Here is a 26,917-nt window from a genome sequence, read left to right as displayed (position 1 = left end):
GATCGCCGTCCACAGCCTGGCCGTACGGTCGGCCGGATATCCACAGAACGGAGTTCGGCGAGGATGTTCCCGGTGCCGCCGCCGTAGCGTCCTGCGGGTGCGGACCACAGGCCAGAACATCGAGCGGCTCCGAGCCGAGTCGCGGCTGCGGATCCTGACAGGGCGTGGCTCACCTACCGCCGTGCCCCTCCCTCGCAGGTCGACCGACCTGCTCGCCCTGCCGCCGCCCAACGATCGGTTCTCGCCGTTCCGGCCGGTAGGCCCCGCCGATCCGGGAGATCCGCTCTCTCATGGGGAGGCCGGGGCCGGTCTGCCCTGTTCGGCTGGGGATGCGTGGTCCGGTGGGCAGGGCCGGCCGCAGGATGCCGTCTCCCTCGACGGTCCCGCCGCGCGCATGCGTTCCATGCCGCCTCCCCCGGCCTTCGAGGCACTGCGCAAGGTCGTGGCCGCACAGGGACAGGCTCTCGGTCCGGGCAGGCCGGGGTTGCGCCTCCTGCTGCTCGTCGCCCTGACGGCCGCCGTCGCCGGCGGCGTGTATGCCTGGAGGTCCCAGCCGGAGCCCGAGCCGCTGGCCCCGCCGGCACCGATCGCCGGGGCTCCGCTGTCGGAGCCTGTCAACGCCGCACGGTCTCGGCCCGCGCCGGCCACCGAGCTGACAGTTCACGTGACCGGCAAGGTCCGCCGCCCCGGGGTGATCACGTTGCCCGGAGGTTCCCGGGTCGCCGACGCGGTCCAGGCGGCCGGGGGCGTTCGCGGGGCAGCCGCCACGGGTTCTCTCAACCTCGCGCGCAGGCTCGTCGACGGCGAGCAGATCGTCGTCGGCTCGGCCGGCCCCGCCGTCGCGGCGGCACCCGCCTCGGTGGATCCGGCCGACCCCGCCACCGCCGTCGTCGACCTCAACACGGCCACGGCTGAGCAACTGGAGCGGCTACCGGGCGTGGGCGAGGTGCTCGCCCGGCGCATCACCGAGTACCGCGCCGCCCATGGCGGCTTCCGCGCCGTTGAGCAACTCCGCGACGTGAGCGGCATCGGCGACCGTAAGTATGCCGAGATGCGCGACAAGGTCCGCGTGTGATCCGCCGGTCGGGGAGGGTGGTCGCGATGCGAGCCGGCCCGGCCGTCGAGGTCGGGCGCGCCGGGGATACCAGGGGCACCGGGGATACCGAGAGCTCTGATGGTTCCGGTGCTCCCGGGAAGGCCAGCGGTTCCAGGAGTTCCGGAAAGGGGTGGGGCGCGCACGCCGCGCATCTGCTCCTGCCCGCGGCGGCATCGTGGGTGACCGCCCTCGTCCTGCTGGGCTGTCCTGCGGCGACGGGTGCCGTGGTGGCCGGTCTCACGGCCGTGGGTGCCCTGGCCGTGGCTGTTCCGGTCCGGACAGGGAGGACGGCGGGCTGGCGTAACGCGGTGATCGCGGTCCTGGGGTGCACGGCCGCGGTGGCCGGGTCGGTGGCCTTCCGGGTGCACGCCGCCGGTACGGGACCGGTCGCCGAGCTGGCCGGAAGGCACGCCTCGGCGGTGGCGGAGGCGGTGGTGACCGACGACCCCCGGGAGGTGGCCCGGCGTGGTGGGCTGTTCCGACGGGAGAGCTTCGTGGTGCCCGCCCGGGTCGAGTCGGTCGGGACGGGAGCGGACAGGGTGACGCTGCGGGCTCCGGTGCTGCTTTTCGTCTCCGGCGCGGAGTGGCGCTCGCTGCTGCCCAGCCAGCGGGTCGAGGTCAGCGGGCGCTTCGGCCCGGCGGACCCCGGTGAGCTGCTCGCGGCGGTGGTGCTGGTCAGGGGGGCACCGCGAGTCCTGAGCGGGCCCTCCTGGGAGCAACGGGCGGCCGGGGTGCTCAGATCGGGGCTGAGGAAGGCGGCCGAGGTGTTGCCGCCGGCGCAGCGCGGGCTGCTGCCCGGCCTGGTGGTCGGTGACGTGTCCCGGATGGACGACCAGGTCAGAGCCGACTTCAAGGCGGCCGGTCTCAGCCACCTGCTCGCCGTCTCCGGCGCGAATCTCGCCGTCGTGGCCGGTGCGGCGGTCGCGATGGCCAGGATGGCCGGTCTGCCACTCGCCGCGCGGGCGGTGCTGGCGATCTCGGCCATGGTCGCCTTCTCGATCGTCGCCCGGCCCTCGCCCAGTGTGCTCAGGGCTCTCCTGATGGGCGGGGTCGCCGCCGTGGCACTCGGCACGGGCCGCTCGCGCGACGGCGTCGCGGCTCTGTCGGCGACGGTTCTGGGGCTGATCTTCTTTGTCCCCGACCTCGCCCGCTCCTACGGCTTCGCCCTGTCGGTCTTCGCCACCGCGGGCATTCTGGTCCTCGCACCGCGCTGGCGCGACCGGCTCTCGACCCGAATGCCCCGCTGGGCGGCGGAGGCGATCGCCGTGGCCGCCGCGGCCCAGGCCGCCGTCACCCCCGTCCTGGTCCTCATGTCCGGGCAGCTCGCACCGGTGGCGATCCCGGCCAACCTGCTCGCGGGCCCGGCCGTGGCCCCGGCCACCCTGCTCGGCTTCGTGGCGGCGCTGGTCGCCCCCCTGCACATGGGGCTCGCTCAGCTGCTGGTCCGGCCGGCGGGGCTGGCCACCGGATGGATCATCGAGGTGGCCGGGCACACCGCGGGGCTCCCGTTGGGTGTGCTCCCGTGGCCGGGCGGTGTCACCGGGCTGCTCCTGCTGGCCGCTGCCGTCCCGCTCGCCGTGCTGGTACTGCGGCACCGGGGGACACGCCTGATCGCCCTGGCGACCGTCGTCGGCCTGGTTCTCGCCGTGACGGTGGCCGCGCCGATCGTGACTCGCTGGCCGCCTCGCGGATGGTTGCTGGTGGCCTGCGATGTCGGCCAGGGAGACGCGTTGCTGGTCGCGGCAGGGCCTGGGCGAGCCGTGGTGGTGGACGCGGGGCCCGATCCCGTCCGAGTGGACCGCTGTCTGCGTTCCATGGGAATCGGGGAGGTGCCACTGGTCATCCTCACCCATCCGCACCTCGACCATGTGGGAGGGCTCGACGGTGTCTTCCGCGGGCGTGCGGTGGGAGCGGTGCTGGTGACCCCGCGCGGCGCCGGAGGCGATGCCGGGGAGCACGAGGAGGTGAGGCTGAGCGAGGATCTCGCCCGCCGCCGTGTGGTCGAGTGGGCGGCGAGTCCGGGGGCGAGCTGGCGGTTCGGGCCCTCCGAGCTGACGGTCATCGGCCCGGTGGCCGAGGCGTCCCTGATCGGCGCGGGGAAGGGAGCGGCCGTCAACAACGCCAGCGTCGTGGTACATGTTCGCTGGGCCGCGGGGTCGGCTCTGCTCAGCGGCGACATCGAGACCGAGGCTCAGGCGGAGCTGCTCCGCAGGGGCCTGCCGCCCGCCGAGATCCTCAAGGTTCCGCACCACGGATCCAGCAGGTACGACCCGGCCTTCTTCGCCGCCATCGGTGCTCGTGCCGCCCTCATCAGCGTGGGGGCGGACAACGACTACGGCCATCCCGCCCCGTCGACCCTGGCCACGCTGTACCGGCTCGGTGTGCGCGTCCACCGGACGGACCTGTCGGGGGACCTCGCCGTGGTGGACAGTGGGGGAGTCCTGTCCGTCATCCCCCAGAGGAACGCTCCGGCCGGAGGGGCTCCGGTGCGGGGCTAGGACGTGACCTTGGCCGGGCGGCGGAACTCGGTGTCCACGTCGGCGGCGTAGACCGACCGGCTGCAGCGCGCGCAGCGGTACATGATCGGGCCCTCGTCGAGGGATGTTCCGCAGCGCGGGCAGGCGTGGCGGCGAATGGTGGAGTTCGTCATGGTTTTCACCTCCTGTGATGTTCCCAGGGTGCCTCACGGCACCTGCATTCCAATTGCGAACGACTTGCCGATGCCCCTTCCGCCACCGGGACGTGGCATGCTGCTCGGCATGGCGGCAACCGATCCGGCACCCGTGATCCTGATACTCGGCGACGAGGAACTGCTGGCCGACCGCGCGGTGAGCGAGGTGACCTCGGCGGCCAGGGCGGCCGATCCGACCGCCGAGGTGCACGATCTCCCCGGTGCGAAGATGGAGCTCGGGGAGCTCACCCGTCTGACGTCGCCCTCGCTGTTCGGCGACAGGTCCGTGGTGGTCGTCCGCTCGGCCCAGGACCTCGGCAAGGACGTCATCGCCGAAGTCGTCTCCTATGCGGCTCACCCGGCCGAGGAGACCGTGCTGATCCTCGTCCATCCGGGGGGCGTCAAGGGGAAGGCACTGGTCGACGGGGTCAAGAAAACCGGGGCACAGGTGGTCTCGGTCACCAAGGTGACCAAACCGGCCGAGCGGCTGGCGTTCGTCAAGGCGGAGCTGAAACGGGCCGGGCGCACCATCGGGGCGGACGCCGCCGCCGCGCTCCTCGACGCCGTGGGCAACGACCTGCGCGAGCTCGCCGCCGCCTGCAGCCAGCTCGCCTTCGACACCCCCGGCAAGGCGATCGACGAGGCCGCCGTGGCGCGCTACCACCGGGGCAGGGCCGAGGTCAGCGGGTTCACCGTGGCCGACTCGGCAGTCGAGGGGCGCCTGGGCGACGCCCTGGAGCAACTGCGCTGGGCCCTGGCGACCGGTACGGCACCGGTTCTGCTGGTCAGCGCGCTCGCCGGGGGCCTGCGCTCGCTGGCGAAGGTGGGCGGTGCTCCCCGCAACCTGAGGGGCGGTCAACTCGCCGGCCGGCTCGGCATGCCGCCCTGGAAGATCGAACGGGTCCAGCGGCAGCTGAACGGCTGGGGGCCCGAGGGCCTCGCCCGCGCGATCCAGGCCGTCGCCACCGCCGACGCTCAGGTGAAGGGCGGCGGCGCCGACCCCGCGTACGCGCTGGAGCACATGGTCCAGACCGTGGTCGCCAGCCGCACCGGACGCTAGCCTGCATTCCGCACATGACCCCGATCGACCTGGGGTGATCACCCGCTGCGCCGGATCAGATATGGCTGCTGATCTGCAACGATGCGGCAGGTGCGGAAAACGGGGCCAGCCGGGCGGGGACACGCTCGGCATCACGCCGCCCCGGCCCGCGAGGCGTGCCGTCGGCGACGCGTCACGAGGCCACCAGGGGCGAGAAACTCGATGCGCCAAGCGTCACGGGCGGATGAAACGCAAGAACGCCGCACCCCGTGAGGGAGGCGGCGTCCGCGAAACCTGAAACTACTTGGTGGCCGTCGACAGGGCGGCGGCGCGCTGGGCGATCGCCGACTTGCGGTTGGCGGCCTGGTTCTTGTGGATGACGCCCTTGCTGGCAGCCTTGTCCAGCTGGCGGGCGGCGGCGCGCTGGAGCACAGCGGCCTGCTCGACGTCACCCTGGTCGGCGGCCTCGCGGAACTTGCGGATGGCCGTCTTCAGGGAAGACTTGACAGCCTTGTTACGCAGCCGGGCCTTCTCGTTCTGCCGGTTGCGCTTGATCTGGGACTTGATGTTCGCCACGAAGAAGCCTCGGTGAATGTCGTTGGATGGGGCGCGCGGGCAGAGAGGGCGCGCCACACGCAGTTGACTAGGCTACCAACTGCCGAGGTCGTCGCTCAAATCGACAGGCCGGGCAGAGGGATGCCTGATCAGTTTAGCGTGTGATTTTGATCGCTCGGACCGTAATCCTCACGGCTTGAACCAGAACTTGTCGTACTCGGCCCAGTCCTCCTTGGTGGCGGCGAAGTCGACGTAGATCGCCAGCCCGAACCGCTCACGGGGTTTGCCGTACGAGGTCAGCGCCAGCCGGGCGCCCCTGGCCGCCTTCTCGACGCTCTCGGCCTCGTCGGCCCAGGAGACGCCGTGGTCGTGGTAGGCCGGGGCGCCGATCAGCACCGTCTTCTCCTCGGGGACGAGTTCCAGCGCCAGCGTGCTCTGCCGCACGACGTAGCCGCCGTATACGGAGGGGAAGGGGAGATACGAGTCGTAGGTCATGATCGCTACCTGGTCGGTAAGCTTCGCCACCTGGCGGAAGTAGTCGGGCGACCAGTACTTGTCGTGGCCGAGGACGGCGCGTACGGCCGGGCGGGTGAGCGGGAACGGCTCGATCTGCGGGGTCGAGGTGGAGAGCAGACCGTCGCCCACGATCGCGCGGGTCCGAGTCAGCAGGTCGAGGAACTCGGTGTCGCCGTCGCCGATCGGCTCGAAGTTGTAGTGCACGCCGTCGAAGCCGAGCGCCATGATCGCGCGCGCCCCGTCCAGCACACGCTGCCTGGAGGCCGCGTCGTCGAGGTCCAGGGTGCCGTCGACCTTCTGGCCGAGCCAGGCCGAGATCCTGACCTTCGGCAACTCCTCGCGCCACCACTTCAGAAGGTCGACGGCCCTGGGATATCTCTCGATGGGCAACGTCCCGTCGTGGTCGAACGGGCCCGAGTGGAGATAGACGTCCTTGATACCGGTCTTGCGGAGCCTGGTGGCGAGCGTTCGCACGTCGTCGTGGGTCTTCCTGCCGTCGACCCATGCGTGGCCGAGCCACAGGGCGTCGTGGCCGGTCGTCTTCGCCCACGGGGCGGGCGTCCCGGTAAACTGCAGGGTGAGGGTGGCCACGGCCAACCCTGGAAGCGCAAGGAGCAGGGCCGCCACCACAGCGAGAAAACGCAGGCCGAGTCGTGCTCTGGTCCGGGCAATCACCCGGACATGTCACCATGGAAGGCGGCTGGCATGCCAGTCGTGTGATCGTCATCAATCTGTTGAAACGGACCCCGGTGCGCATTCAGCCTGGCCAGACCGACCCCGCGGTGCTTCGCAACTTCTGCATCATCGCGCATATCGACCATGGCAAGTCGACGCTAGCCGACCGCATGCTGCAGATCACCGGAGTGGTCGACGACCGTTCCATGCGCGCCCAGTATCTCGATCGGATGGACATCGAGCGCGAGCGCGGCATCACGATCAAGTCGCAGGCGGTCAGGCTGCCATGGAAGGTCGGCGAGACCGACTACGTCCTCAACATGATCGACACTCCCGGGCACGTCGACTTCACCTATGAGGTCTCCCGGTCGCTCCAGGCGTGTGAGGGCGCGATCCTGCTGGTCGACGCCGCACAGGGGATCGAGGCGCAGACCCTGGCCAACCTCTACCTGGCCATGAACAACGACATGACGATCATCCCGGTGCTCAACAAGATCGATCTGCCCGCCGCCCAGCCGGAGAAGTACGCCGCGGAGATCGCTCACCTCATCGGCTGCGATCCGGAGGACGTGCTGAGGGTCTCCGGCAAGACCGGTGTGGGCGTTCGCGAGCTCCTGGACCACGTGGTCGAGAACATCCCGGCCCCGGTCGGCGACGCCGACGCGCCCGCCCGCGCGCTGATCTTCGACTCGGTCTACGACACCTACCGAGGCGTGATCACGTACGTCCGGGTCATGGACGGGCACCTGGGCAAGCGTGAGCGCATCCTGATGATGTCCACCGGCGCGGCCCACGAGACGCTGGAGATCGGCGTCATCTCGCCCGAACCGAAGATCGCCGACCAGGGGCTGGGCGTCGGTGAGGTGGGCTACCTGATCACCGGTGTGAAGGACGTCCGCCAGTCGCGGGTCGGTGACACGGTGACCTCCGTGTCGAGGTCGGCCGCCGAGGCGCTCAGCGGATACCAGCACCCCAAGCCCATGGTCTTCTCGGGTCTGTATCCCATCGACGGTGACGACTATCCCGAGCTCCGCGAGGCGCTGGACAAGCTCCAGCTCAACGACGCGGCCCTGGTCTACGAGCCGGAGACCTCCGCCGCCCTGGGCTTCGGCTTCCGCTGCGGCTTCCTCGGCCTGCTCCACATGGAGATCGTCCGCGAGCGGCTGGAGCGCGAGTTCAACCTCTCGCTCATCTCCACCGCGCCCAACGTGGTCTATCGAGTGATCATGGAGGACGGTAAGGAGGTCGTCGTCACCAACCCCTCGGAGTTCCCCACCGGCAAGGTGGACAAGGTCTTCGAGCCGATGGTGAAGTCGACGGTGCTCGTCCCGTCGGAGTTCATCGGCGCCATCATGGAGCTCTGCCAGAACCGCCGGGGCAACCTGCAGGGCATGGACTACCTGTCCGAGGATCGCGTCGAGATCCGCTACACGATGCCGCTCGGCGAGATCATCTTCGACTTCTTCGACCAGCTCAAGTCCCGTACGCGCGGCTACGCCTCGCTGGACTACGAGCCCTCGGGCGAGCAGGAGTCGGACCTGGTCAAGGTCGACATCCTGCTCCAGGGTGAGGCCGTGGACGCCTTCAGCGCCATCGTTCACCGGGAGAAGTCCTACGCCTACGGCGTCGAGATGGCCAAGAAACTGCGCGAGCTCATCCCCAGGCAGCAGTTCGAGGTGCCGATCCAGGCGGCCATCGGCGCCCGGGTCATCGCCCGTGAGAACATCCGCGCCATCCGCAAGGACGTCCTCGCCAAGTGCTACGGCGGCGACATCTCCCGCAAGCGCAAGCTGCTGGAGAAGCAGAAGGAGGGCAAGAAGCGGATGAAGATGGTCGGCCGCGTCGAGGTGCCCCAGGAGGCGTTCGTCGCCGCGCTGTCCACCGAGTCCTCCGCGGACAAGTCCAAGAAGTAAAGGACGCCGAGGGCCCGGCCAGGCTTGGAACCGGGCATGGACTAGCGGTGGATATCGGTTCGCCTCCCGATCGAGGGCTCCGGTACCGTCCGGTCATGCACATTGTCTCGGTGAACGTGGGTCGCGCGGTCGACGCGGAGTGGGCCGGTCGTCTCAAGCGCACCGCGATAGACAAGACCCCCGTGGACGGCCGGGTCGGGGCCTCGGAGAGCGGTCTGGCCCAGGACGAGAGGGCCGACCTGGAGCACCACGGCTCTTCCGATCAGGCGCTCTACGCCTACGCGCGGGAGGACTATGACTGGTGGCAGGCCGAGCTGGGCCGGGAGCTGCGCGACGGCATGTTCGGGGAGAACCTCACGACAGCGGGGCTCGACGTCAACGGGGCCAAGATCGGGGAGCGCTGGCGGATGGGCACGGTTCTGGCCGAGGTGACCGGACCGAGGGTGCCGTGCTCGGTGTTCCGCAGCTGGATCGGGGAGCAGGGCTGGCTCAAGAGCTTCACCCGGGCCGGGCGGGTCGGCGCCTACCTGCGGGTGGTCGAGCCGGGCGAGCTGGGCCGGGGCGACACCGTCGAGATCGTCTCGCGCCCCGAGGGCAGCGTCACGGTCACCGAGTCCTTCCGCGCCTACCACGGTGACAGAGACCTGCTGCGCCGCCTGCTCGCCCACCCGGGCCACCCGGAGAGGTGGAACAGGGTCGCCGAGCGGGTGCTGGGCCGCGAGCGCGGTTAGGCGTCCGGGGACGAACGTGCGGGCGGGACCGCAGGTGACCCAGATTCTGCGGCCCCGCCCGGTATGAGAGGGTCGCTCAGCGCAGGATTCTGTAAAGTGCCGAGGTGAGCGACGCCGAGGTGTCGTCCTGGTCGATGGACCACATCATCGAGCCGCCGAGACCCTTCAGGCGGATGTAGGCCGCCTTCTGGGCCAGCGAGGCCGGGTCGTCGTAGGACCAGAACTCGTTGCCGTCGTAGAGCCACACGGTTCCGGTCAGCAGGTCGCGGTAGCGCTTGCCCGGCTTGTTCACCAGGATCTTGTAGTCCTCGCTGCCGGCGGCGAAGGTGCCCGGCGCGGGACCGGTGGCGGTGCCGTACAGGCCGTTCCTGCCGCCGGTGACGCCGGTCCAGCCCTGACCGTACGCGGGCACGCCCACCACGATCTTCTTGGCCGGGGCGCCACGCGTGAGGTAGTCGCGGACCGTCTGGTCCACGCTGTACTTCACCGGGTTGGGGTCGCGCCGGTCGTTGAACAGGTTGCCGTTGTGGCCGGTGACGTTCTCCCACGAGCCGTGCAGGTCATAGCCCTGGACCGTGGCGAAGGTGAGCTGCTTGAAGACGTCGCGGACCTCGAAGCCCGCGTCGATCTTCGCGGCGGCGGCGGGCAGGAAGGCGGTCAGCTCGGTGCGCCGGTCGAACTCGTTCATCTGGCGGCGCAGTTCGGTGACGAACAGGGTGAAGTTCCGCTTGTCCTCGGGACGGATGACGTTGCCCTCGTTGCCTGAGGAGCCCGGCCACTCCCAGTCGAGGTCGATGCCGTCGAACACGCCCGCTCCGGTGCCGGGGGCGGTGCCGGGCAGGTTGCCCCTGAGCCACAGGTCGATGCAGGAGGAGGCCAGCCTGGCGCGTCCGGAGGGGGTCAGCACCGCGTCGGAGAAGTACTTCGAGCCGGTCCAGCCGCCGAGGGAGATCAGCGTCTTGAGGCCGGGATGCTTGGCCTTGAGCTTCTTCAGCTGGTTCAGGTTGCCGTTCAGCGCCTGGCCCTCGGCGTCGCCGACGCCGTCCACGCTCTGCTCGGCGGCCACCGGGCGTTGCCAGTCGGCCCACGGGTCGGCGGAGTAGCAGTCACCCTCGGCGTTGACGAAGCCGAAGGCGTAGTTGATGTGAGTCAGCTTGGCGGCGGCGCCGCTGCTCTCCATGTCCTTGACGTGGTAGTCGCGGCCGTAGACGCCCCACTGGATGAAGTAGGCGACCCGCTTGAAGCGGTCACCGTTTCCTGAGGGGGTCTGGGCCTGGGCCGGGGCCGGTAAGGCCACCGCCGCGAGACCTGCGGCGAGGGCTGCCGCGATCATGTTCCGGAGGAGTCTCTGCACGGGCTTCTCCACTGCTCGGAATAGTAACTTATAGGAAACTTTCCTTTAAGTTTTCCCGGATCGTAGACCTGTGCGATCCGGCCGTCAACGGCCCGCGGTGGTTTGACCGATGAACGGCCGGCGGCGGGCGTTCCACGGCCGGGGCGACGTCCCGGGCATCGCGTGGGGAGCGGCAGACTTGGGGCGTGCCATCCACACTTCCCGACGGGGATCCCGTACCCGCCTCGGGCGAACTCCCCGAGAGCGCGCTCGCCGGACTCGGCGAGCGGCCCTTCGGCTTCTATGTCCACGTGCCCTTCTGCGTGACCCGGTGCGGTTACTGCGATTTCAACACCTACACGGCCTCGGAACTCGGTCCCGGCGCCGCGCAGCGGGACTACGCGGACACCGCCGTCGACGAGGTGCGGCGGGCGCGGGCCAACCTCGGCGCCGCGCGCCTCCCGGTCGAGACAGTGTTCTTCGGCGGGGGCACCCCGACCCTGCTACCGGCCGGAGACCTGGTACGGATCCTGGGGGCGATCGAGGAGGAGTTCGGGCTCGCTCCCGGCGCCGAGGTGACCACCGAGGCCAACCCCGAGTCGGTGGACCCCGCCTACCTGGCGGAGCTTCGCGAGGGTGGGTTCAACCGGATGAGCTTCGGGATGCAGAGTGCCCGTGAGCACGTGCTCGCGGTGCTGGACCGTCGCCACACCCCCGGCCGCCCGGCGCGGGCCGTACGGGAGGCGAGGCAGGCGGGGTTCGAGCACGTCAACCTTGACCTGATCTACAGCACGCCGGGGGAGAGCGACGACGACTGGCGTGCTTCGCTGGCCGCGGCGATCGAGGCGGGACCCGACCATGTCTCCGCGTACTCGCTGATCGTCGAGGACGGGACGAGGCTGGCCGCCAGGATCAGGCGGGGCGAGCTCCCGATGCCCGACGATGACGTGGCCGCCGACCGTTACCTGATCGCCGACGCCATGCTGGCCGAGGCGGGGTTCGAGTGGTACGAGGTGTCCAACTGGGCGACCTCCGAGGCCGGGCGATGCCGGCACAACCTGCTCTACTGGACCGGCGGAGACTGGTGGGGCGTCGGCCCGGGGGCGCACAGCCACGTCGGCGGCACCCGCTGGTGGAACGTCAAGCACCCCGCCGCCTACGCCCGGCGACTGGCCGCGGGCACCTCGCCCGCCCAGGCGCGAGAGGTGCTGGGGCCCGGGGACAGGGCGGTGGAGCGGTTGATGCTGGAGCTGCGGCTCGCCCAGGGCTTCCCGCTCGGGGAGCTCGACCGCCCCCGGGTGGTCGCCCGCGCGCTGGCCGACGGCCTGCTGGAGACGGAGCCGTTCAAGGCGGGCCGGGCGGTGCTCACCCTGCGCGGCCGCCTGCTGGCCGACGCCCTGGTCCGCGACCTCACCTGAGCTCCGGCCCCGGTCAGCTGACGAAGCGGATGCTCATCGGATAGCGGTGGTTCTCCCCCCGGTTGGCCGCCACCGCGGCGATGACCATCATGATGATCGACCCGATCCAGACGAGGAACATCAGCACGAAGCCGATGAGCACGAACGCCAGGACCATGCAGACGAAATAGGCGATCATCACCGTGAGCTGGAAGTTGAGGGCCTCGGCGGCCTGGTCCCGCACGTAGGGTGACTCGTCCTTCTTGGCGAGGTAGAGCACCAGCGGGCCGACGAAGCTGGTCAGCAGGCCCAGCAGGTGGGCGAGCATCGCCATGGTGGTGTCGTCACTGCCGGGCCGCGGGCCGTAGGTCCCCGGCGGCGCCTGGTAGCCGTAACCCACCGGCCGGCCGTACCCGCCGTACTGGGCGTATCCCTGGTAGCCGTGACCGCTCGGGTCGTACGGGGGGGAGGGGTAGCCCTGGCCCGGCTGCCCGTAGCCCTGGCCCGGCGGCGGGACGCTCTGGCCGGGCATGGTGTGTCCAGGCGTCGTGTATCCAGGCGTCGTGTGGCCTGGCATGGTGTATCCGGGCGTCGTGTGGCCGGGCGGAGGATCGCCGATGCGCCGCTCCGTCCGGTCCTCGCCCGGCGAATCCCCAAGGTTCTCGTTCATGGCCCCTCCTGATGGGTTGACGGCCTAGCCATCCTCGCCGGGAACCGTGACGAAGTCGATCAGCTCTTCGACCGGACCGAGCAGCTCGGGCTCCAGATCGGCATATGTCGTAACCGATCCGAGGATGCGGCGCCACGCGTCGCCGGGTTCCGTCTTCCAGCCCAGCGCGGCGATGACGCCCTCCTTCCAGGACACGCCGCGCGGCACCGACGGCCAGGAGGAGATCTTGAGCGTGTGCGGCTTGACCGCCTGCCAGACGTCCACGAACGGGTGCCCGACGATCAGCACGTGCGGGGAGGAGATCCGCGCGGCGATCCGGCTCTCCTTGGAACCGGGGACCAGGTGGTCGACGAGCACACCCAGGCGGCGGCCAGGGCCCGGTCGGAACTCCTCGACGACGGCGGGCAGGTGATCGACCCCCTCCAGATACTCCACGACCACCCCCTCGACCCTCAGGTCATGGCCCCAGACCTTCTCCACGAGCGCGGCGTCGTGCACGCCCTCCACGTATATCCGGCTCTCCCTGGCCACCTGGGCCCGCAGGCCCTCCACCGCGATGGAGCCCGACGCGCTCCGCCTGGGGCCACGTGGCGCGGCGGCCGGGCGCACGAGCGTCACCGCCTTGCCCTCCAGGAGGAACGCGGCGGGCTCCAGTGGGAAGACCCGCCGGCGGCCGAAGCGGTCCTCCAGGGTGACGGCCTCCTTGTCGCAGGCCACCACGGCGCCGCAGAAGCCGCCGTCGGCGTCCTCGACGACCAGATCGAGTTCGGCGGGAACCTGGGGAATCCCCCCTCTGCGGGGGCGCCGCCAGTCTCCCGCCAGAACGTCACGCTCGTACATCACCGACCGCCCACCGTCTCTCGCAAAGGATCACGTGGGACGCTAGCAAACGCCACGGTCACCTGCCGTAGGGTCCCGGCGCTCCCCACTGCCCCGCCGACGCGGCGGCCCTGCGCTTGCGGACGTTGCTCCGCTTCACCAATACGACGATCGTCACGATGATGGCCAGCAGGATCCCGATGCCGGGCACCGCGAACAGGGCGATCACCCCGCCGACCAGTGATCCGGCGGCGAGTTCCCGGCCCACGCCGAACGTGGTGCCCTCCACGGGATCGGCGGTACAGGTGACCTGGTAGTCGCCTGCCTGCTCCACGCCGATCTGCAGGCCCATCTCCCAGACGACGCCGTCGGAGCCCGCCACGGTCTGCTGGACGAGCGGCTTCTGCAGGCTGGGCGTGCCGGTGCCGCCGGTCAGCGTGCACTCGAAATTGGTGGGTCCACTGGTGGAGACATAGATGGCGGGCTTGTCGGCCGGGTCGAGCGTGACCGTCGTGTTTTCGCCGGGGGCGAACGTCTTCGTCGGCGCCGCGCTGGTGACCGCGCCCAGCACGCCACCGGCGAAGCCGCCGATGCCGACGATGATGCTGACCAGGGCGAGCAGCCATACCCCGACGATCCATCCGATACCGGGCTTGATCTTCCCGGTGGGGGGCGGGCTCTGCGGGGCGCCGTAGCCGGGAGGTGCGTAACCGTAGGAGGGGCCGTTCTGCTGGGGCTGCTGGCCATACGGCTGCTGGGGGGAGCCGTAACCGGGGCCGCGGGAGGCGTCGCCCGGAAAAGAACCAAAATCGTTGGACATGTACGAATTGTGATGGGAACCGGTTGAAACGCGATAGCAGTTGACTTGCCAATGGCTTGGCGTCATCATCCGCACCTCTTGCTTATCGCGCCTTCCGCACGGGGGCCGTACACTTGGCACTCGGGAACACAGAGTGCCAGACCTCGTGTTTCCCATCTGAACGCAGGCAGGGAGGTGACCACGTTGGTCGACGACCGGAAGCTCGCCGTGCTTCGCGCCATCGTCGAGGACTACGTGTCCACCAACGAGCCGGTGGGCTCCAAGGCTCTCGCGGATCGGCACAGTCTGGGGGTGTCCCCGGCGACGATCCGTAACGACATGGCGGTGCTGGAGGAGCAGGGCTACATCGCCCAGCCCCACACCAGCGCTGGCCGGGTGCCCACGGACAAGGGCTACCGGCTCTTCGTTGACCGGCTCTCGCAGGTGAAACCCCTGTCGAGCGCGGAGCGCAAGGCCATCGAGAGCTTTCTCGCGGGTGCGGTGGACATCGACGACGTCGTCATGCGAACGGTGCGGCTGCTTGCCCAGCTCACCCGGCAGGTCGCCGTGGTGCAGTACCCGACGCTGACCAACTCGACGGTCCGGCACGTCGAGCTGGTGCCGCTGAGCGAGCGCCGGCTGATGTTCGTGCTCATCACCAACACCGGCCGGGTGGAGCAGCGCGTGGTCGAGCTGCCCGACGTCGTGGACGAGCAGCGGGTGGCCCATCTGCGAGCGATCCTCAACACCTCCCTCGACGGGTGCGGGCTCACCGGCGTTCCCGACAAGGTCGCCGACCTGCCGGAGCGGCTGCCCGCCGAGGACCGGCCGCTCGCGGCCACGATCCTGTCCGTGCTGCTGGAGTCCCTGGTGGACAGGCACGATGAAAAGATCGTTTTTGCTGGGGCCGCCAACCTCGCGGGAGCCGACTTCACGGTCGGGCTCCGCGATGTGCTGGAGGCGCTGGAAGAGCAGGTCGTGCTCATGCGACTGCTCGGTGAGACCTCCGACCTGTCGGCGCTGACCGTGCGGATCGGCTCGGAGAACCCCTACACCGGACTCCAGGGCACGTCGATCGTCGCCGCCGGATACGGTTCTGGGGACAAGCAACTGGCCCGGCTAGGTGTGCTGGGCCCAACGCGGATGGACTATCCGGTCACGATGGGCGCGGTGCGCGCGGTGGCACGCTACGTCAGCCAGATCCTGGCTGCATCATAAGAGGTCAACTAAAAGTGGCTAAGAGCGACTACTACGGCACCCTCGGGGTGCGCCGTGACGCCAGTGCGGAAGAGATCAAGAAGGCGTACCGACGTCTGGCGCGCGAACTGCATCCTGACGTCAACCCCGACCCCGAGACTCAGGAGCGCTTCAAGGAGATCACACAGGCCTACGAGGTCCTGTCCGACTCCAGCAAGCGGCAGATGTACGACATGGGGGCCGACCCGTTCGCCTCGGGCGCTGCGGGGGCCGGAGGCTTCGGTGCCGGTTTCCCGTTCAGCGACATCATGGACGCCTTCTTCGGCGCGGCCGGTGGCGGCGGCGGTCGCGGCCCCCGCTCGCGTGCCCGTCGCGGACGCAACGCCACCATCCGGGTCGAGCTCGACCTGCGCGAGTCGGGCTTCGGCACGACCCGTGAGCTGGTCGTCGACACCGCGGTGGTCTGCGAGGTCTGCACGGGTTCGGGCGCCGCCGCAGGCACCCACCCCGACACCTGTGACATGTGTCATGGCCGGGGCGAGGTCTCCCAGGTCACCCGCTCCTTCCTCGGCCAGGTCATGACCTCACGGCCCTGTCCCCAGTGCGGCGGCTTCGGGTCGATCATCCGTCACCCCTGCCAGGAGTGCTCCGGCGACGGCCGGGTCCGTACCCGGCGGACCATCAAGGTCCGCATCCCGGCCGGGGTGGAGGACGGCACCCACATCCAGCTCGCCGGAGAGGGCGAGATCGGCCCAGGTGGCGGCCCGCCCGGCGACCTGTTCCTGGAGATCGTCGAGCGCCCCCACGAGATCTTCGAGCGGCGCGGCGACGACCTGCACTGCACGGTGCAGATCCCGATGACCGCGGCCGCGCTCGGCACCGTCCTGACCATGGAGACGCTCGACGGAGCCGAGGAGCTGGACATCCGTCCCGGTACGCAGTCGGGGCAGACGATCCCGCTCTATGGCCGCGGTGTGCAGCGCCTGAACGAGACCGGTCGTGGCGATCTGCTGATCCACGTGAACGTGGAGACCCCCTCCCGTCTCGATACGGCACAGGAGGAGCTGCTGAGGGAGCTCGCCAAGCTCCGTGGCGAGGAGCGCCCGCCCGGCAAGTTCGCCCCCGGGCAGCAGAGTTTCTTCTCCCGGCTGCGGGACGCCTTCAATGGCCGCTGACCCGGACCGCTCCCACTCACGCCCCGACGGCTCATGACCGTTCCGGTCTTCCTGGCCGAACCCACCGACCTGGCCAGGCCGGAGTTCGTCTTCGGCGGCCCCGAAGGGCGCCACGCGGCGGCCGTACGGCGGCTGCGGGCCGGGGAGCGGCTTGACCTGACGGACGGGGCGGGCTCCGTCGCCGAGTGCGTGGTGATCGAGGCGGGCAAGGATTCGCTCCGGGTCCAGGTACTGCGCCGTCACGAGGTGCCCGTGCCGTCCCCGCGTCTGGTCGTGGTCCAGGGGCTGCCCAAGGGCGACCGGGGCGAGCTGGCCGTGGAGATGATGACCGAGGCGGGGGTGGACGTGATCGTCCCCTGGGCCGCGGCCAGGTGTGTCACCCAGTGGAAGGGCGAGCGCGCGGCCAAGGCGCTGGCCCGCTGGCGCTCCACGGCGCGTGAGGCGGGCAAGCAGTCACGTCGCTTCCGCCTGCCCGAGGTGACCGAGCTCGCCTCCACCGCCGGGGTCGCCGCCCTGCTGTCGGCGGCGGCGCTCGGCGTCGTGCTGCACGAGGAGGCCGCCTCCCCGCTGTCCGGCCTGCCGCTCCCCGCGGGCGGCGACATCGTCGTGGTGGTCGGCCCGGAGGGCGGGGTGTCGCAGGAGGAGATCGCCGTCTTCCGCGAGGCCAAGGCGGTGCCGGCGCTGCTCGGGCCGACGGTGCTGCGTACCTCGACGGCCGGGGTCGTCGCGGCGGCGGTGCTCCAGGCACGCAGCGGCCGCTGGTGATCCCCGGCCGACGGTCCTGAGCCCTGCGCCCGGCGCCTTCCGCCTACCGCAGCGGGCACCGTGGCACGCCGCGGCTCCCTCCTCCGCCTCGGGAGAGGCCGTCTGACCGATCCTCGGCACGCCGGGATCCGCCGGACAGGGCCTAGCTGCTGACCGGGGTCGGCGCGGGGATGCTCGCCTCCGTCGGCATCGGGGGCGACGCGTCATCGGACGGCCCGCACTCATTGGCCGAGCACGGGCTCTCCGAGGGAGCCGACGGTCTCGCCTTCGTCGGCGTGGGGGTCGCCTCGGCCTCCTCGCACTGCTCGGAGATCCCGCTGGGGTCGACCGGCGGTTCGTCGAGGGGGGTGGGGCAGGTGGGCGTCGGCGTCGGCCTGGGAGTCGACGGTGCCGGGGTCGCCCTGGAGGTCGGCCTCGTGCTGGGCGTCGTGCTCCTGGACGGTGTGGGCGTCGGCGGGAGCGTGCCGTTGCCCGCCTCCGACTTGCCGACGGCGGGGAGCTGGGTGGGGCCGGACGACGGCTGGGACGGAGCCGGGGGCCTTGAGGTGGCTGATCCGTCCGGCGGGGGAGTGGACTCGGTGAAGTTGACCGTGCCGGTGCTCACCTGGGGGATCACCTGTTCGCGGAACTGGGGGACCACCATGACGATGGTCGCCGCGACGAGGAGCGCACCGGCGACGGAGGCTCCGGTCCGCCACCACGTCAGCCAGCGGAGCCCACGTCGCTCGATACGGGCGCGAATTATCTCCAGCCCGTCAGGGGAGGGAACGACCGAGTTCGCCTCCGCGCTGAGCGCACGGCGGAGCAGCTCGCCGTACTCATCCGGGGAGTCGGTCATGACAGTTGCTCCAGTGAGGTTCGTAGGGCGGCCATGCCGCGAGCGGTGTGGCTCTTGACCGCGCCTTTGCTGATGCCCATCGCGTGGGCGATCTGCGCCTCGGACAGGTCTCCGTAGTAGCGCAGGACCAGGGCCTCCCGCTGGCGCGCGGGCAGCCCGCGGAGCGCCTCGATGACGGCGGAGCGCTCGAACTCGCCGATCGCCCCGTTCTCGGCGCTCGGCGCGTCGGGCATGCCCTTGGGCGCGTACTTCTCGACGACCGCCCGGTGCCGAAGCACCGAACGTGATCGATTCACGACCGACTGTCGCAGGTAGGCCAGTGCCTTGTCGGTGTCGCGCAGGCGACGCCAGGCGCCGTGGATGGCGACGAACGCGTCCTGCACGACCTCCTCCGCGGTCGCCATGTCGCGAACGAGGAGTACGGCGAGACGGACAAGAGACCGATAGTGCGCGCTGTAGAGCGCGGTAACGGCCATGTCGGCATCCCACCCGACGGGCGCCGCCCCGAGCGATCTGTCTGCCACGAGGGTCTCGGTGGTCACATCAGTGGGACGCTCGGCCTTCCCAGAGGGTTTACGCTCTTCCGGTTCATTAAGGGGCATGACCCAGTCGTGTCCTCGCCAGGCGGCCATATGATGCTGTGCGCAAAGGCTGTCTTGGTTGAAGTTTTGCACAACCACCATATCCGGGCGGATCTTTGTTTGCCGACGGGAACCATCACCGATTCACAACGTCCTCGGCGGTAAGGTGCCTGCATGGTGAGCGAAGCCGACTGCCTGTTCTGCAAGATCGTGGCCGGGGAGATCCCCGCGGAGATCGTCTATGAGACCGATCGCACGCTGGCCTTCCGCGACGTCAACCCCCAGGCGCCGACCCATGTGCTGGTGGTCCCCAGGGAGCACCATCGGGACGCCGCGGCGCTGGCGGCCGCCGACCAGGGGCTGGCCGACGACGTGCTCAAGACCGCGCACGCGGTCGCCAGTCAGGAGGGAGTCGCGGAATCGGGCTACCGGCTGGTGTTCAACACCGGACCCGAGGCCGGTCAGACCGTCTTCCACGTGCATGGACACGTGATCGGGGGGCGCGGGCTGAAGTGGCCGCCCGGCTGAAAACCGGCAAGCGCGATCCTGGCGATCACGGATACGATGGCGTTGAAGTTCCACGCCTATATCTGGAGGCGAACAGGCCGTAGGGCCAGCTCATGTCCGAGACAAACGATTCCAGCAGAACGTCGCCGAGGTCCAGGGGTTCCAGCCGGACTCAGGCAAAGGTGGTGATTCCGGACGATCAGTCGATGGTCAGCCTGCTGGGCTCGCGCGATGAGCTGTTGCGCGTCATCGAGGGCGCCTTTCGCGCCGACATCCACGTCCGGGGCAACGAGATCACCGTCACCGGCAGCCCGGAGGAGAGCAGCACCGTGGTGCGGCTCTTCGAGGAGATGTCCGAACTCGTCCGCGGAGGCGCGCAGCTCACGGTCGACGCGGTCGAGCGCAGCATCGCCATGTTGCGGATGACCTCCGACCGTCCCGCCGAGGTGCTCTCGCTGGACATCATCTCCTCGCGGGGCCGGACCATCCGCCCGAAGACCGTGAACCAGAAGCGGTACGTCGACGCGATCGACAAGTTCACCGTCGTCTTCGGCATCGGCCCGGCCGGCACGGGCAAGACCTACCTCGCGATGGCGAAGGCCGTGAAGGCCCTCCAGGAGAAGAAGGTCAACCGGATCATCCTCACCCGCCCCGCGGTCGAGGCGGGCGAGCGGCTGGGCTTCCTGCCGGGAACGCTCTACGAGAAGATCGACCCTTACCTGCGCCCGCTCTACGACGCGCTGCACGACATGCTCGATCCCGAGTCGATCCCCCGGCTGATGGCCGCGGGCACGATCGAGGTGGCCCCCCTCGCCTACATGCGGGGCCGCACGCTCAACGACGCCTACATCATCCTGGACGAGGCGCAGAACACCTCGCCGGAGCAGATGAAGATGTTCCTGACCCGGCTGGGGTTCAACTCGAAGATCGTCGTCACCGGCGACGTCACCCAGGTCGACCTGCCGAACGGCACGCAGAGCGGTCTGCGGGTCGTCCAGGACATCCTCGAAGGCATCTCTGACATCCACTTCAGCCGTCTGACCAGCGACGACGTGGTGCGCCACAAGCTGGTGGGCGACATCGTGGACGCGTACGGGCGCTATGACGAGACGCAGCGCCAGCGCGCGCCGCAGCAGATCAAGGGCATGGTCAAGCAGCGTCCTCGGGAGAGGACATGAGCGCGGAACGATTCCGGAGCGGGTCGCGCGGCACGGGGGAAGCAGGGGGGGACCTGTGAGCGTCGAGGTCAACAACGAGTCCGGCGTCGAGATCGACGAGGGGCTCATCGTCTCGCTGGCCGGGCATGTGCTGGAGCGGATGGGCATCAACCCGCTCGCCGAGCTGTCGATCCTGGTCGTCGACGAGGAGACCATGTCGGTTCTGCACGAACGGTGGATGGGGGAGCCGGGCCCCACGGACGTGCTCGCCTTCCCGATGGACGAGCTGCGGCCGGGACCGGGCGCGGGGGCACGGCAGGAGGGTGACTCGCCCACCGACCCGGCGCTCCTCGGTGACGTGGTGCTCTGCCCGCAGGTGGCCGCCAAGCAGGGGGCCGAGGCCGGGCACGGCACCGAGGCCGAGCTGGAGTTGCTGTGCACGCACGGCATCCTCCACCTGCTCGGCTACGACCACGCCGAGCCCGAGGAGCACAAGGAGATGTTCGGCCTTCAGGGCGAGCTTCTGGAGTCGTGGCAGGAGGTGCGCCCCCAGCGGTGAACCTCGCCAACGGGTGGTTGTTCTCCGCCGTCGTCCTCGTCGTGGTCGGCGGGTTGATCGCCAGCGCGGAGACGGCTCTGACTCGTATCTCAAGGGTTCGCGCGGAGGAGTTCGTCCGTGACGGCCGCCGGGGCGCGGTGCGTCTGCAGGCCATCGTCGCCGACCCGCCGCGCTACCTGAACCTCCTGCTCCTGCTCCGGCTGAGCTGCGAGCTGGTCGCCACGGTGATCGGCACGCTGCTCTTCATCGACTGGCTCGGGGACCAGGGCTGGGCCTACGCCGCGGCGGCGGCGGTCATGATCGTCATCAGCTACGTGATCGTCGGGGTCTCCCCGCGCACGCTGGGCCGCCAGCACGCCGAGCCCATCGCGCTCGCCAGCGCCCCCGTGGTGTACGGCCTGACCCGGATCTTCGGCCCCCTGCCCAAGCTGCTCATCCTGCTCGGCAACGCGGTGACGCCGGGCAAGGGCTTTCGCGAGGGCCCCTTCACCTCCGAGGCGGAGCTGCGGGACCTGGTCGATCTGGCCGAGGAGCGCAGGGTCATCGAGCCAGACGAGCGGGAGATGATCCATTCGGTCTTCGAGCTCGGCGACACCCTGGTCCGCGAGGTCATGGTGCCCCGCACCGACATGGTGTTCATCGAGCGCGGCAAGACGCTGAGCCAGGCCATGTCCCTCGCGCTGCGCAGCGGTTTCTCCCGGATTCCCGTGGTCGGCGAGAACGAGGACGACGTCATCGGTATCGCCTACCTCAAGGACATCGCACGCCGGGTGCAGGACACCGGTGACGACGGGCGCGCCGAGCCGGTGGAGTCCATCATGCGCCCGGCCACCTACGTGCCGGAGAGCAAGCCGATCGACCAGCTGCTGCGCGAGATGCAGGCCCGCCAGATCCACCAGGCCATCGTCATCGACGAGTACGGTGGCACGGCCGGCCTGGTCACCATCGAGGACATCCTGGAGGAGATCGTCGGTGAGATCACCGACGAGTACGACCAGGAGGTCCCCAGGGTGGAGCCGCTCGAGGGCGGCGCGGTGCGGGTGACCGCCAGGCTCCCGGTGGACGATCTGGAAGACCTGTTCGGCATCGAACTGGAGGTCGACGACGTCGAGACCGTCGGAGGGCTGCTGGCACACGCGCTGGGCCGGGTGCCGATCGCCGGTTCCCAGGCGGTGGTGGAGGGTCTCAGCCTGACGGCGGAGAGCCTCGCCGGGCGCCGCAACCGGATCGGCACGGTCCTCGTCACCAGGATCGCCCCCGCGGAGCCCGACTCGGTCTCGGCCTCCCCCGACCAGTGACGGGTCGGGGCGGTGGATTCGCCCCAAGTCGTCCGCAAGTGCCCTGCAAGCGGCACGGGGGATGCTTCTCGCACGGCACCTGGTCGCGCGGGAGCCGGTGGGAGATCCCCGCGTCCGGAGGGGTTCGTGGCGCGCGGGTCGGCCCATGGGGGAGAAGAGTTCACGTAGGGCTTCGTGGCTGTCCTGCGTCACTCGCTTAGGGGTGTTCTCGACCGTGAAATACGGTTGAGGGCACCCTTAGGCGTTTCTTAATGATTGCCGCTTTTGCGGACGGGGAAGAAAGCGAATCGGCGAGGACGAGACGCCTCGCACATGACATCGGGGGGATGGTCATGACGCGGGGGATGAATATTGTCGCTTTTGTGGTGTTATGTGGATTTATCGTGGGCGGGGCGGCCGGATGCGCCGGCGGAGCGGGGGCCGGCGACGCGATGGACGGCGCCGCGGAGCTGAACCGGCTGCGGGGAGTGCTCGACGAGACGCGAGGGCTGCCCGACGGGTTCTCGGCCCGTCCGCAGGACGGCTGGCGCGCCCCGTTCCAGCCGGTGAACGAGGACTGCCGGCTCGTTCTCGACACCGCGGGAGGCAGGCCGCCGCAGCGGGCGCTGGGGGCGCGGGCGGCCGTGACCTACCAGGGTGACGGGGTCGGGGAGCTGGCCGGATTCGGCCTGGCCTCCTACCGCGGTGACGACGCCGAGCTTCACTTCAACGAGCTCACGGAGGCGCTGAGCGGCTGTCCGGTCGCACGTGCCCAGGTGGCGGGCCGCGGCACCGCCCTTCGGGTCTCCCCCCTGAACCTGGCAGGGGTCGGTGACGAGGTGCAGGCCAGGCGGCTGAACGGCAGGCTGAACGGATATCCGTACGAGATGCACCTGGTGTTCGCCCTCAGCGGCCACACCCTGATCTCACTGGTGCACGCCGGTGTCAGGGACGTCGACGCCGAGCGCACCCGGGAGCTCGTCCGTCTGCTGGTCGACGAGGTCGCCGCCTGAGCGAGGCGGCAGCCGTGTCGTTTTGGTGCCGGGGCCGCACCCGTGTCGCCCTTGGCGCCGGGAGCTGAATACCCTTGTGCTGTGAGTGACGCGACCCTCGATCCCGAGGACAAGAAGATCATCGTGCTGGCCCGTTCCGCCCGTGCACGCAACGGAGCCGCCGAGGGCGCGGCCGTACGGGACGAGACAGGCCGGACCTACTCGGCGACCAACGTGGCGCTGCCGTCGCTGACCCTGTCGGCGATCCAGGTCGCCGTGGCGATGGCGGTGTCCGGTGGAGCGGAGTCGCTGGAGGCGGCCGCGCTGGTCACCGCGGGTGAGGGGCCCTCCGACGACGACACGCGGGCGGTCCGCGACCTGGGTGCCGAGACCCTGCTCGTGGCCGGTCCTGACGGGACACCGCGTCAGAGCTGAGTCCGGCATCGGCGACAATGGTTGACGTGAGTTCCTCAGCTGCTGATTTCCATGCCGGTTTCGCCTGCTTCGTCGGCCGGCCCAACGTCGGCAAGTCCACGCTGATGAACGCGTTGGTCGGCACGAAGGTGGCGATCACCTCCTCCAAGCCCCAGACGACCCGCCGGGCCATCCGTGGCATCGTGCACCGTCCCGACTCCCAGCTCGTCATCGTCGACACGCCGGGCCTGCACCGGCCCCGCACGCTCCTGGGTGAGCGGCTGGACAGCCTGGTGCTCTCCACCCTCACCGAGGTCGACGTGATCGGCTTCTGCGTGCCCGCCAACGAGCCCATCGGCAAGGGCGACCGGTTCATCGCCGAGAAGCTCGCGGGCGTCAAGAAGACCCCGGTGGTCGCCGTGGTGACCAAGTGCGACCTGGCGACCCGCGAGCAGATCGCCGCGCAGCTGCTCGCGGTCTCCCAGCTCGCCGAGTTCGATGACATCGTGCCGGTCTCCGCGCAGTCGGGTGAGCAGCTCGACGTGCTGGCCGACGTGCTGGTCCAGCGCCTGCCCCAGAGCCCGCCGCTGTACGAGGGAGGGCAGCTCACCGACGAGCCCGAGCAGGTGCTGGTCGGCGAGCTGATCCGGGAGGCGGCCCTGGAGGGGGTGCGCGACGAGTTGCCGCATTCGATCGCGGTGGTCGTCGATGAGATGCTTCCCAGACAGGGGCGTGACGACCTCCTCGACATCTACGCTCACATGTTCGTCGAGCGTCCGTCCCAGAAGGCCATCGTGATCGGGCACAAGGGCTCCCGGCTGAAGGATGTCGGCAGCCGCGCCCGCCGGCAGATCGAGGCGCTCCTCGGCACCCGCGTCTACCTCGACCTGCGCATCAGCGTCGCCAAGGACTGGCAGCGCGACCCCAAGCAGCTCCGCCGCCTGGGTTTCTACGACTGACGGTTCCCGGCACGGCGGCGCGAGCCGCGGCTGTGCGGGCCCGGTCCCGGGGGCCCTGGCAGTGCTCCCTCAGTGCTCCCTCAGTGCCCCTCAGCGGCGGTCGGTGATGGCCTCCTCTCCGTGCCCGAGCCGTCGCCGCAGCTCGACCGCGTCCCGGCCGAGCGCGGAGACCAGGGTGGCCGGCCCGGCCAGGGGCAGGGCGGCCCAGCCCTGGCCGACCACCGTCTCCGGCGCCCGGCCGGTGATCAGGATGCTGCCCACGCAGCGGGCGTCGCCGTAGACGGCGGGACTGCCGTCGATCTCCGGGTCGCCCACCACGAACTCCTGCCGGAGCAGCGGGACCCCTCCGAGAACGGCGTCGAAGCGTGAGTGGCAGCGTCCGGGGCGTTCGCCGTACCGGCCGAAGACGATCTCCTCGCGCCAGCGCACCCGCGCGTCCTCGGCCAGGTCGAGCCGGACGACCATGCGGTGCAGGCAGCCCGCCGCGAGCACCGTCGGTTCTGGCGCGAACCTGAGCGAGGCGCCCGCGCCGACCCGGGCCGTGATCGTCATCAGTGACTCGGCCCCCGCGGGGCCGGGCAGCACCAGAGTGCTCGCGACCGACCGCACCTCCAGTTCGGTTCCCGGCGCCACCTCGATGTCGAGGGCCAGATCGTCACCGCCCAGCGGACCCGCCGCGGTGGACACCAGGTGCACCCGGCCGGGCGCGGTCGCCCGCAGCGTGAGCGGTGGGCCGGAACGCATCGTGGCGAGGACGGTCCGGCCGGCCGCGTCCCGCCGGGTGGCGATCGCCGCCCGCGCCCTCATCGCCCGCCGTCCTGCCTGCTCCGGCCGTGGTACGGACCCCGCCGGCGCCGGAGCGGGCAGGGCGGGTGCGGGGACCGGGTCGGTGCGGGGCATGGGTCAGGCGTGGGAGTGCTCGTGGGCCCAGGACTCGACGAGGCCGGTGACCCATTTGGAGACCGCGTACGCTCGTGGATCCTCCCTGATCGAGGTGAAAAGCACGGGTTTGCCGTCCCGTACGGCCGCCGCGTCGTGTGACATGACCGTGAGGTCCGCGCCGACCATCGGGGCCAGATCGGTCTTGTTGATCACGAGCAGGTCGGCCGTCGTCACGCCGGGGCCGCCCTTGCGCGGGACCTTGTCGCCGCCGGACACGTCCAGCACGAAGATCTGCCGATCGGCCAGGCCCCTGCTGAAGGTGGCGGTGAGGTTGTCCCCGCCGCTCTCCACGATCACCAGGTCGAGCGGGCCGAACCGCTCCTCCAGGGTCTCCACCGCGTCGAGGTTGGCCGCGATGTCGTCCCGGATGGCGGTGTGCGGGCAGCACCCGGTCTGCACGGCGACGATCCGCTCCGGGTCGAGCACGCCCGCCCTGCGCAGGAAGTCGGCGTCCTCGGTGGTGTAGATGTCGTTGGTGACCACGCCCAGGTGCATGAACGGGCCGAGCGTCCGGCACAGCGCCGCGGTCAGCGCGGTCTTGCCGCTGCCGACGGGGCCTCCGATGCCCAGGCGTAACGCCCGGCCGTGCGGGTCGGCCGCGTGGTGGTGGTCGTCGTGGTTGGCGCCCATGTGGGTCACCGTCCTTCCAGGTGGTCGTCAGGAGACGAAAAGCCGTAGATCCGCACGAATGTGTTGTTCGGCGAGCAGGTCGAGCGCGGGGGAGGCATGCGCGGGCAGTGCCTCCCAGCCGGTGGGGACGGTGGCCGCGACCCTTTCCAAGGCCGGGGCGAGATCGGCGAGCAGTCGGTGGACGGCGACGGGGTCGAGGCCGAGCAGCCGTACCGCCGCCGTGGCGGGCCCGGTGACGGAGGTGTAGGCCGCCGCGAGGGCGGCCTCGGCGGGGGAACATCCCGCCACGGCCGCCACCGCGCCGAGCGCGAGGGGGTGGTGGGCGCCCTGGGGCAGCGCCCCGGCCAGTGTGTCGAGCACCGGGGAGGGCCAGATCCTCCGCGAGGTCCGCAGCAGCAGCCTGCCCTGGGTGCGGCTCGCCTCCCGCTGGGCGGGCGAGGAGATCCTGGCGTCCGCCTCCGCGTCCAGCCGCGTCCACTCCGGGCGGCCGGTCGCCGCGGGGGGAGACGCGCCGAGATCGCAGGCCGCGGCGGCGAGGGCGGCCGTCACCAGGCCCGCGGTGGCCAGTCGGCCCCGCAGGAAGGCGGCGAGGCCGGCGAGGTCGTGGATCGCGCCGATCCTGACCGCCTCCTCGGCGCCACCGGAGTGACCGTGCCCCCCGGCGGGCAGCCGGGAATCGGCCAGCAGCAGCAGCGCGGCGTTCATCTGGG

At 70.3% G+C, this 26,917-nt stretch carries 28 protein-coding genes; 16 read left to right on the top strand and 12 right to left on the bottom strand.

The features are described 5' to 3' along the window. The first annotated feature begins 97 nt into the window (after window positions 1-97). Together ABT130_RS21875 and ABT130_RS21870 are read left to right on the top strand one after the other, a co-directional pair. On the top strand, window positions 98-1,075 hold the full coding sequence (locus tag ABT130_RS21875) for a helix-hairpin-helix domain-containing protein (protein WP_350957793.1): 978 nt from the start codon (window positions 98-100) through the stop codon (window positions 1,073-1,075). A 26-nt stretch (window positions 1,076-1,101) separates the two neighbouring features. Next, window positions 1,102-3,594, top strand: a complete 2,493-nt coding sequence (locus ABT130_RS21870) for a ComEC/Rec2 family competence protein (protein WP_350957790.1) — start codon at window positions 1,102-1,104, stop codon at window positions 3,592-3,594. On the opposite strand, the gene ABT130_RS21865 is transcribed toward ABT130_RS21870, so the two are convergent. Next, the gene (locus ABT130_RS21865) at window positions 3,591-3,746 is read right to left on the bottom strand and encodes a hypothetical protein (RefSeq protein ID WP_343979879.1); all 156 of its coding nucleotides are present in this window, start codon (window positions 3,744-3,746) and stop codon (window positions 3,591-3,593) included. The two genes, ABT130_RS21870 and ABT130_RS21865, sit on opposite strands and share 4 nt — an antisense overlap. Window positions 3,747-3,855: 109 nt before the next feature. Here ABT130_RS21865 and holA point away from each other — a divergent pair, with 109 nt between their 5' ends. Further along, window positions 3,856-4,827 (top strand): DNA polymerase III subunit delta, encoded by a 972-nt coding sequence (gene holA, locus ABT130_RS21860; RefSeq protein WP_350913225.1) that lies wholly within the window; start codon window positions 3,856-3,858, stop codon window positions 4,825-4,827. Between the two features lie 279 nt (window positions 4,828-5,106). Here the strand turns inward: holA and rpsT are convergent, their stop codons facing one another. Both rpsT and ABT130_RS21850 read right to left on the bottom strand, forming a co-directional pair. Next, on the bottom strand, window positions 5,107-5,382 hold the full coding sequence (gene rpsT / locus ABT130_RS21855) for a 30S ribosomal protein S20 (protein WP_350913227.1): 276 nt from the start codon (window positions 5,380-5,382) through the stop codon (window positions 5,107-5,109). 168 nt (window positions 5,383-5,550) lie between these two features. Further along, entirely contained in the window at window positions 5,551-6,468 is a 918-nt protein-coding gene (locus ABT130_RS21850; protein ID WP_350957787.1) for a glycoside hydrolase family 18 protein, read from the bottom strand. A gap of 158 nt (window positions 6,469-6,626) precedes the next feature. Between ABT130_RS21850 and lepA the strand changes: the two genes are divergently transcribed. Further along, window positions 6,627-8,465 carry a translation elongation factor 4 gene (gene lepA / locus ABT130_RS21845; protein WP_350913437.1) on the top strand — a complete coding sequence of 613 codons (1,839 nt, stop codon included), beginning with the start codon at window positions 6,627-6,629 and terminating at the stop codon, window positions 8,463-8,465. Window positions 8,466-8,560: 95 nt separating this feature from the next. Beyond that, window positions 8,561-9,196: an MOSC domain-containing protein gene (locus ABT130_RS21840; RefSeq protein ID WP_350957785.1), complete on the top strand. Its 636-nt coding sequence runs from the start codon at window positions 8,561-8,563 to the stop codon at window positions 9,194-9,196. Between the two features lie 76 nt (window positions 9,197-9,272). Here the strand turns inward: ABT130_RS21840 and ABT130_RS21835 are convergent, their stop codons facing one another. Then, the gene (locus ABT130_RS21835) at window positions 9,273-10,550 is read right to left on the bottom strand and encodes a glycoside hydrolase family 18 protein (RefSeq protein WP_350913233.1); all 1,278 of its coding nucleotides are present in this window, start codon (window positions 10,548-10,550) and stop codon (window positions 9,273-9,275) included. Between the two features lie 185 nt (window positions 10,551-10,735). Between ABT130_RS21835 and hemW the strand changes: the two genes are divergently transcribed. Next, on the top strand, window positions 10,736-11,947 hold the full coding sequence (gene hemW, locus ABT130_RS21830; RefSeq protein WP_350913235.1) for a radical SAM family heme chaperone HemW: 1,212 nt from the start codon (window positions 10,736-10,738) through the stop codon (window positions 11,945-11,947). A 13-nt stretch (window positions 11,948-11,960) separates the two neighbouring features. On the opposite strand, the gene ABT130_RS21825 is transcribed toward hemW, so the two are convergent. From ABT130_RS21825 to ABT130_RS21815, 3 genes are read right to left on the bottom strand one after another with little or no spacing between them, the layout of a single operon-like run. Further along, on the bottom strand, window positions 11,961-12,596 hold the full coding sequence (locus ABT130_RS21825) for a DUF4870 domain-containing protein (protein WP_350957783.1): 636 nt from the start codon (window positions 12,594-12,596) through the stop codon (window positions 11,961-11,963). Between the two features lie 24 nt (window positions 12,597-12,620). After that, window positions 12,621-13,436, bottom strand: coding sequence for a DUF3097 domain-containing protein (locus ABT130_RS21820; protein ID WP_350913239.1), 816 nt, complete (start codon window positions 13,434-13,436; stop codon window positions 12,621-12,623). A 58-nt stretch (window positions 13,437-13,494) separates the two neighbouring features. Beyond that, entirely contained in the window at window positions 13,495-14,235 is a 741-nt protein-coding gene (locus tag ABT130_RS21815) for a hypothetical protein (RefSeq protein ID WP_350957781.1), read from the bottom strand. 183 nt (window positions 14,236-14,418) lie between these two features. On the opposite strand from ABT130_RS21815, the gene hrcA reads away from it, so the two are divergent. From hrcA to ABT130_RS21800, 3 genes are read left to right on the top strand one after another with little or no spacing between them, the layout of a single operon-like run. Next, entirely contained in the window at window positions 14,419-15,432 is a 1,014-nt protein-coding gene (gene hrcA / locus ABT130_RS21810; RefSeq protein ID WP_350913439.1) for a heat-inducible transcriptional repressor HrcA, read from the top strand. 14 nt (window positions 15,433-15,446) lie between these two features. Further along, a complete protein-coding gene (dnaJ, locus tag ABT130_RS21805) occupies window positions 15,447-16,586 on the top strand; it encodes a molecular chaperone DnaJ (protein ID WP_350957779.1) in 1,140 nt (379 codons plus the stop codon). A gap of 33 nt (window positions 16,587-16,619) precedes the next feature. After that, window positions 16,620-17,351 carry a 16S rRNA (uracil(1498)-N(3))-methyltransferase gene (locus tag ABT130_RS21800; protein ID WP_350913244.1) on the top strand — a complete coding sequence of 244 codons (732 nt, stop codon included), beginning with the start codon at window positions 16,620-16,622 and terminating at the stop codon, window positions 17,349-17,351. Window positions 17,352-17,493: 142 nt separating this feature from the next. Here the strand turns inward: ABT130_RS21800 and ABT130_RS21795 are convergent, their stop codons facing one another. Both ABT130_RS21795 and ABT130_RS21790 read right to left on the bottom strand, forming a co-directional pair. After that, window positions 17,494-18,189 (bottom strand): hypothetical protein, encoded by a 696-nt coding sequence (locus ABT130_RS21795; RefSeq protein WP_350957776.1) that lies wholly within the window; start codon window positions 18,187-18,189, stop codon window positions 17,494-17,496. Continuing rightward, window positions 18,186-18,665 (bottom strand): SigE family RNA polymerase sigma factor, encoded by a 480-nt coding sequence (locus tag ABT130_RS21790; protein WP_043655278.1) that lies wholly within the window; start codon window positions 18,663-18,665, stop codon window positions 18,186-18,188. Before ABT130_RS21790 ends, ABT130_RS21795 begins: the two co-directional genes overlap by 4 nt. 282 nt (window positions 18,666-18,947) lie before the next feature. Between ABT130_RS21790 and ABT130_RS21785 the strand changes: the two genes are divergently transcribed. The 7 genes from ABT130_RS21785 to era all read left to right on the top strand — a co-directional run bounded on the left by ABT130_RS21785 (window position 18,948) and on the right by era (window position 24,635). After that, window positions 18,948-19,298: a histidine triad nucleotide-binding protein gene (locus tag ABT130_RS21785; protein WP_030903982.1), complete on the top strand. Its 351-nt coding sequence runs from the start codon at window positions 18,948-18,950 to the stop codon at window positions 19,296-19,298. A gap of 92 nt (window positions 19,299-19,390) precedes the next feature. Then, window positions 19,391-20,455 carry a PhoH family protein gene (locus ABT130_RS21780; protein ID WP_350913248.1) on the top strand — a complete coding sequence of 355 codons (1,065 nt, stop codon included), beginning with the start codon at window positions 19,391-19,393 and terminating at the stop codon, window positions 20,453-20,455. A gap of 55 nt (window positions 20,456-20,510) precedes the next feature. Then, complete coding sequence (gene ybeY, locus ABT130_RS21775; RefSeq protein ID WP_343979833.1) at window positions 20,511-20,993, top strand: rRNA maturation RNase YbeY; 483 nt, start codon at window positions 20,511-20,513, stop codon at window positions 20,991-20,993. Beyond that, on the top strand, window positions 20,990-22,291 hold the full coding sequence (locus tag ABT130_RS21770; protein ID WP_350913250.1) for a hemolysin family protein: 1,302 nt from the start codon (window positions 20,990-20,992) through the stop codon (window positions 22,289-22,291). The genes ybeY and ABT130_RS21770 overlap by 4 nt, the downstream gene beginning before the upstream one ends. 383 nt (window positions 22,292-22,674) lie before the next feature. Next, window positions 22,675-23,283: a hypothetical protein gene (locus ABT130_RS21765; protein WP_350913252.1), complete on the top strand. Its 609-nt coding sequence runs from the start codon at window positions 22,675-22,677 to the stop codon at window positions 23,281-23,283. An 81-nt stretch (window positions 23,284-23,364) separates the two neighbouring features. Continuing rightward, complete coding sequence (locus ABT130_RS21760) at window positions 23,365-23,697, top strand: cytidine deaminase-like protein (protein WP_350913254.1); 333 nt, start codon at window positions 23,365-23,367, stop codon at window positions 23,695-23,697. Between the two features lie 17 nt (window positions 23,698-23,714). Then, window positions 23,715-24,635, top strand: coding sequence for a GTPase Era (gene era / locus ABT130_RS21755; protein ID WP_350913256.1), 921 nt, complete (start codon window positions 23,715-23,717; stop codon window positions 24,633-24,635). A gap of 90 nt (window positions 24,636-24,725) precedes the next feature. Here the strand turns inward: era and ABT130_RS21750 are convergent, their stop codons facing one another. The 3 genes from ABT130_RS21750 to ABT130_RS21740 are packed head-to-tail and all read right to left on the bottom strand — an operon-like array spanning window position 24,726 to window position 26,912. Then, window positions 24,726-25,535 carry an urease accessory protein UreD gene (locus ABT130_RS21750; protein WP_350957774.1) on the bottom strand — a complete coding sequence of 270 codons (810 nt, stop codon included), beginning with the start codon at window positions 25,533-25,535 and terminating at the stop codon, window positions 24,726-24,728. A gap of 3 nt (window positions 25,536-25,538) precedes the next feature. After that, on the bottom strand, window positions 25,539-26,207 hold the full coding sequence (gene ureG / locus ABT130_RS21745; RefSeq protein ID WP_350957843.1) for an urease accessory protein UreG: 669 nt from the start codon (window positions 26,205-26,207) through the stop codon (window positions 25,539-25,541). 27 nt (window positions 26,208-26,234) lie between these two features. Then, window positions 26,235-26,912: an urease accessory protein UreF gene (locus ABT130_RS21740; RefSeq protein ID WP_350913262.1), complete on the bottom strand. Its 678-nt coding sequence runs from the start codon at window positions 26,910-26,912 to the stop codon at window positions 26,235-26,237. Between the last annotated feature and the right edge of the window lie 5 nt (window positions 26,913-26,917).

The sequence above is a fragment of the Streptosporangium sp. NPDC001681 genome, assembly GCF_040298085.1.
GTDB lineage: Bacteria > Actinomycetota > Actinomycetes > Streptosporangiales > Streptosporangiaceae > Streptosporangium.
This window is presented reverse-complemented; position numbering and strand designations above follow the sequence as displayed.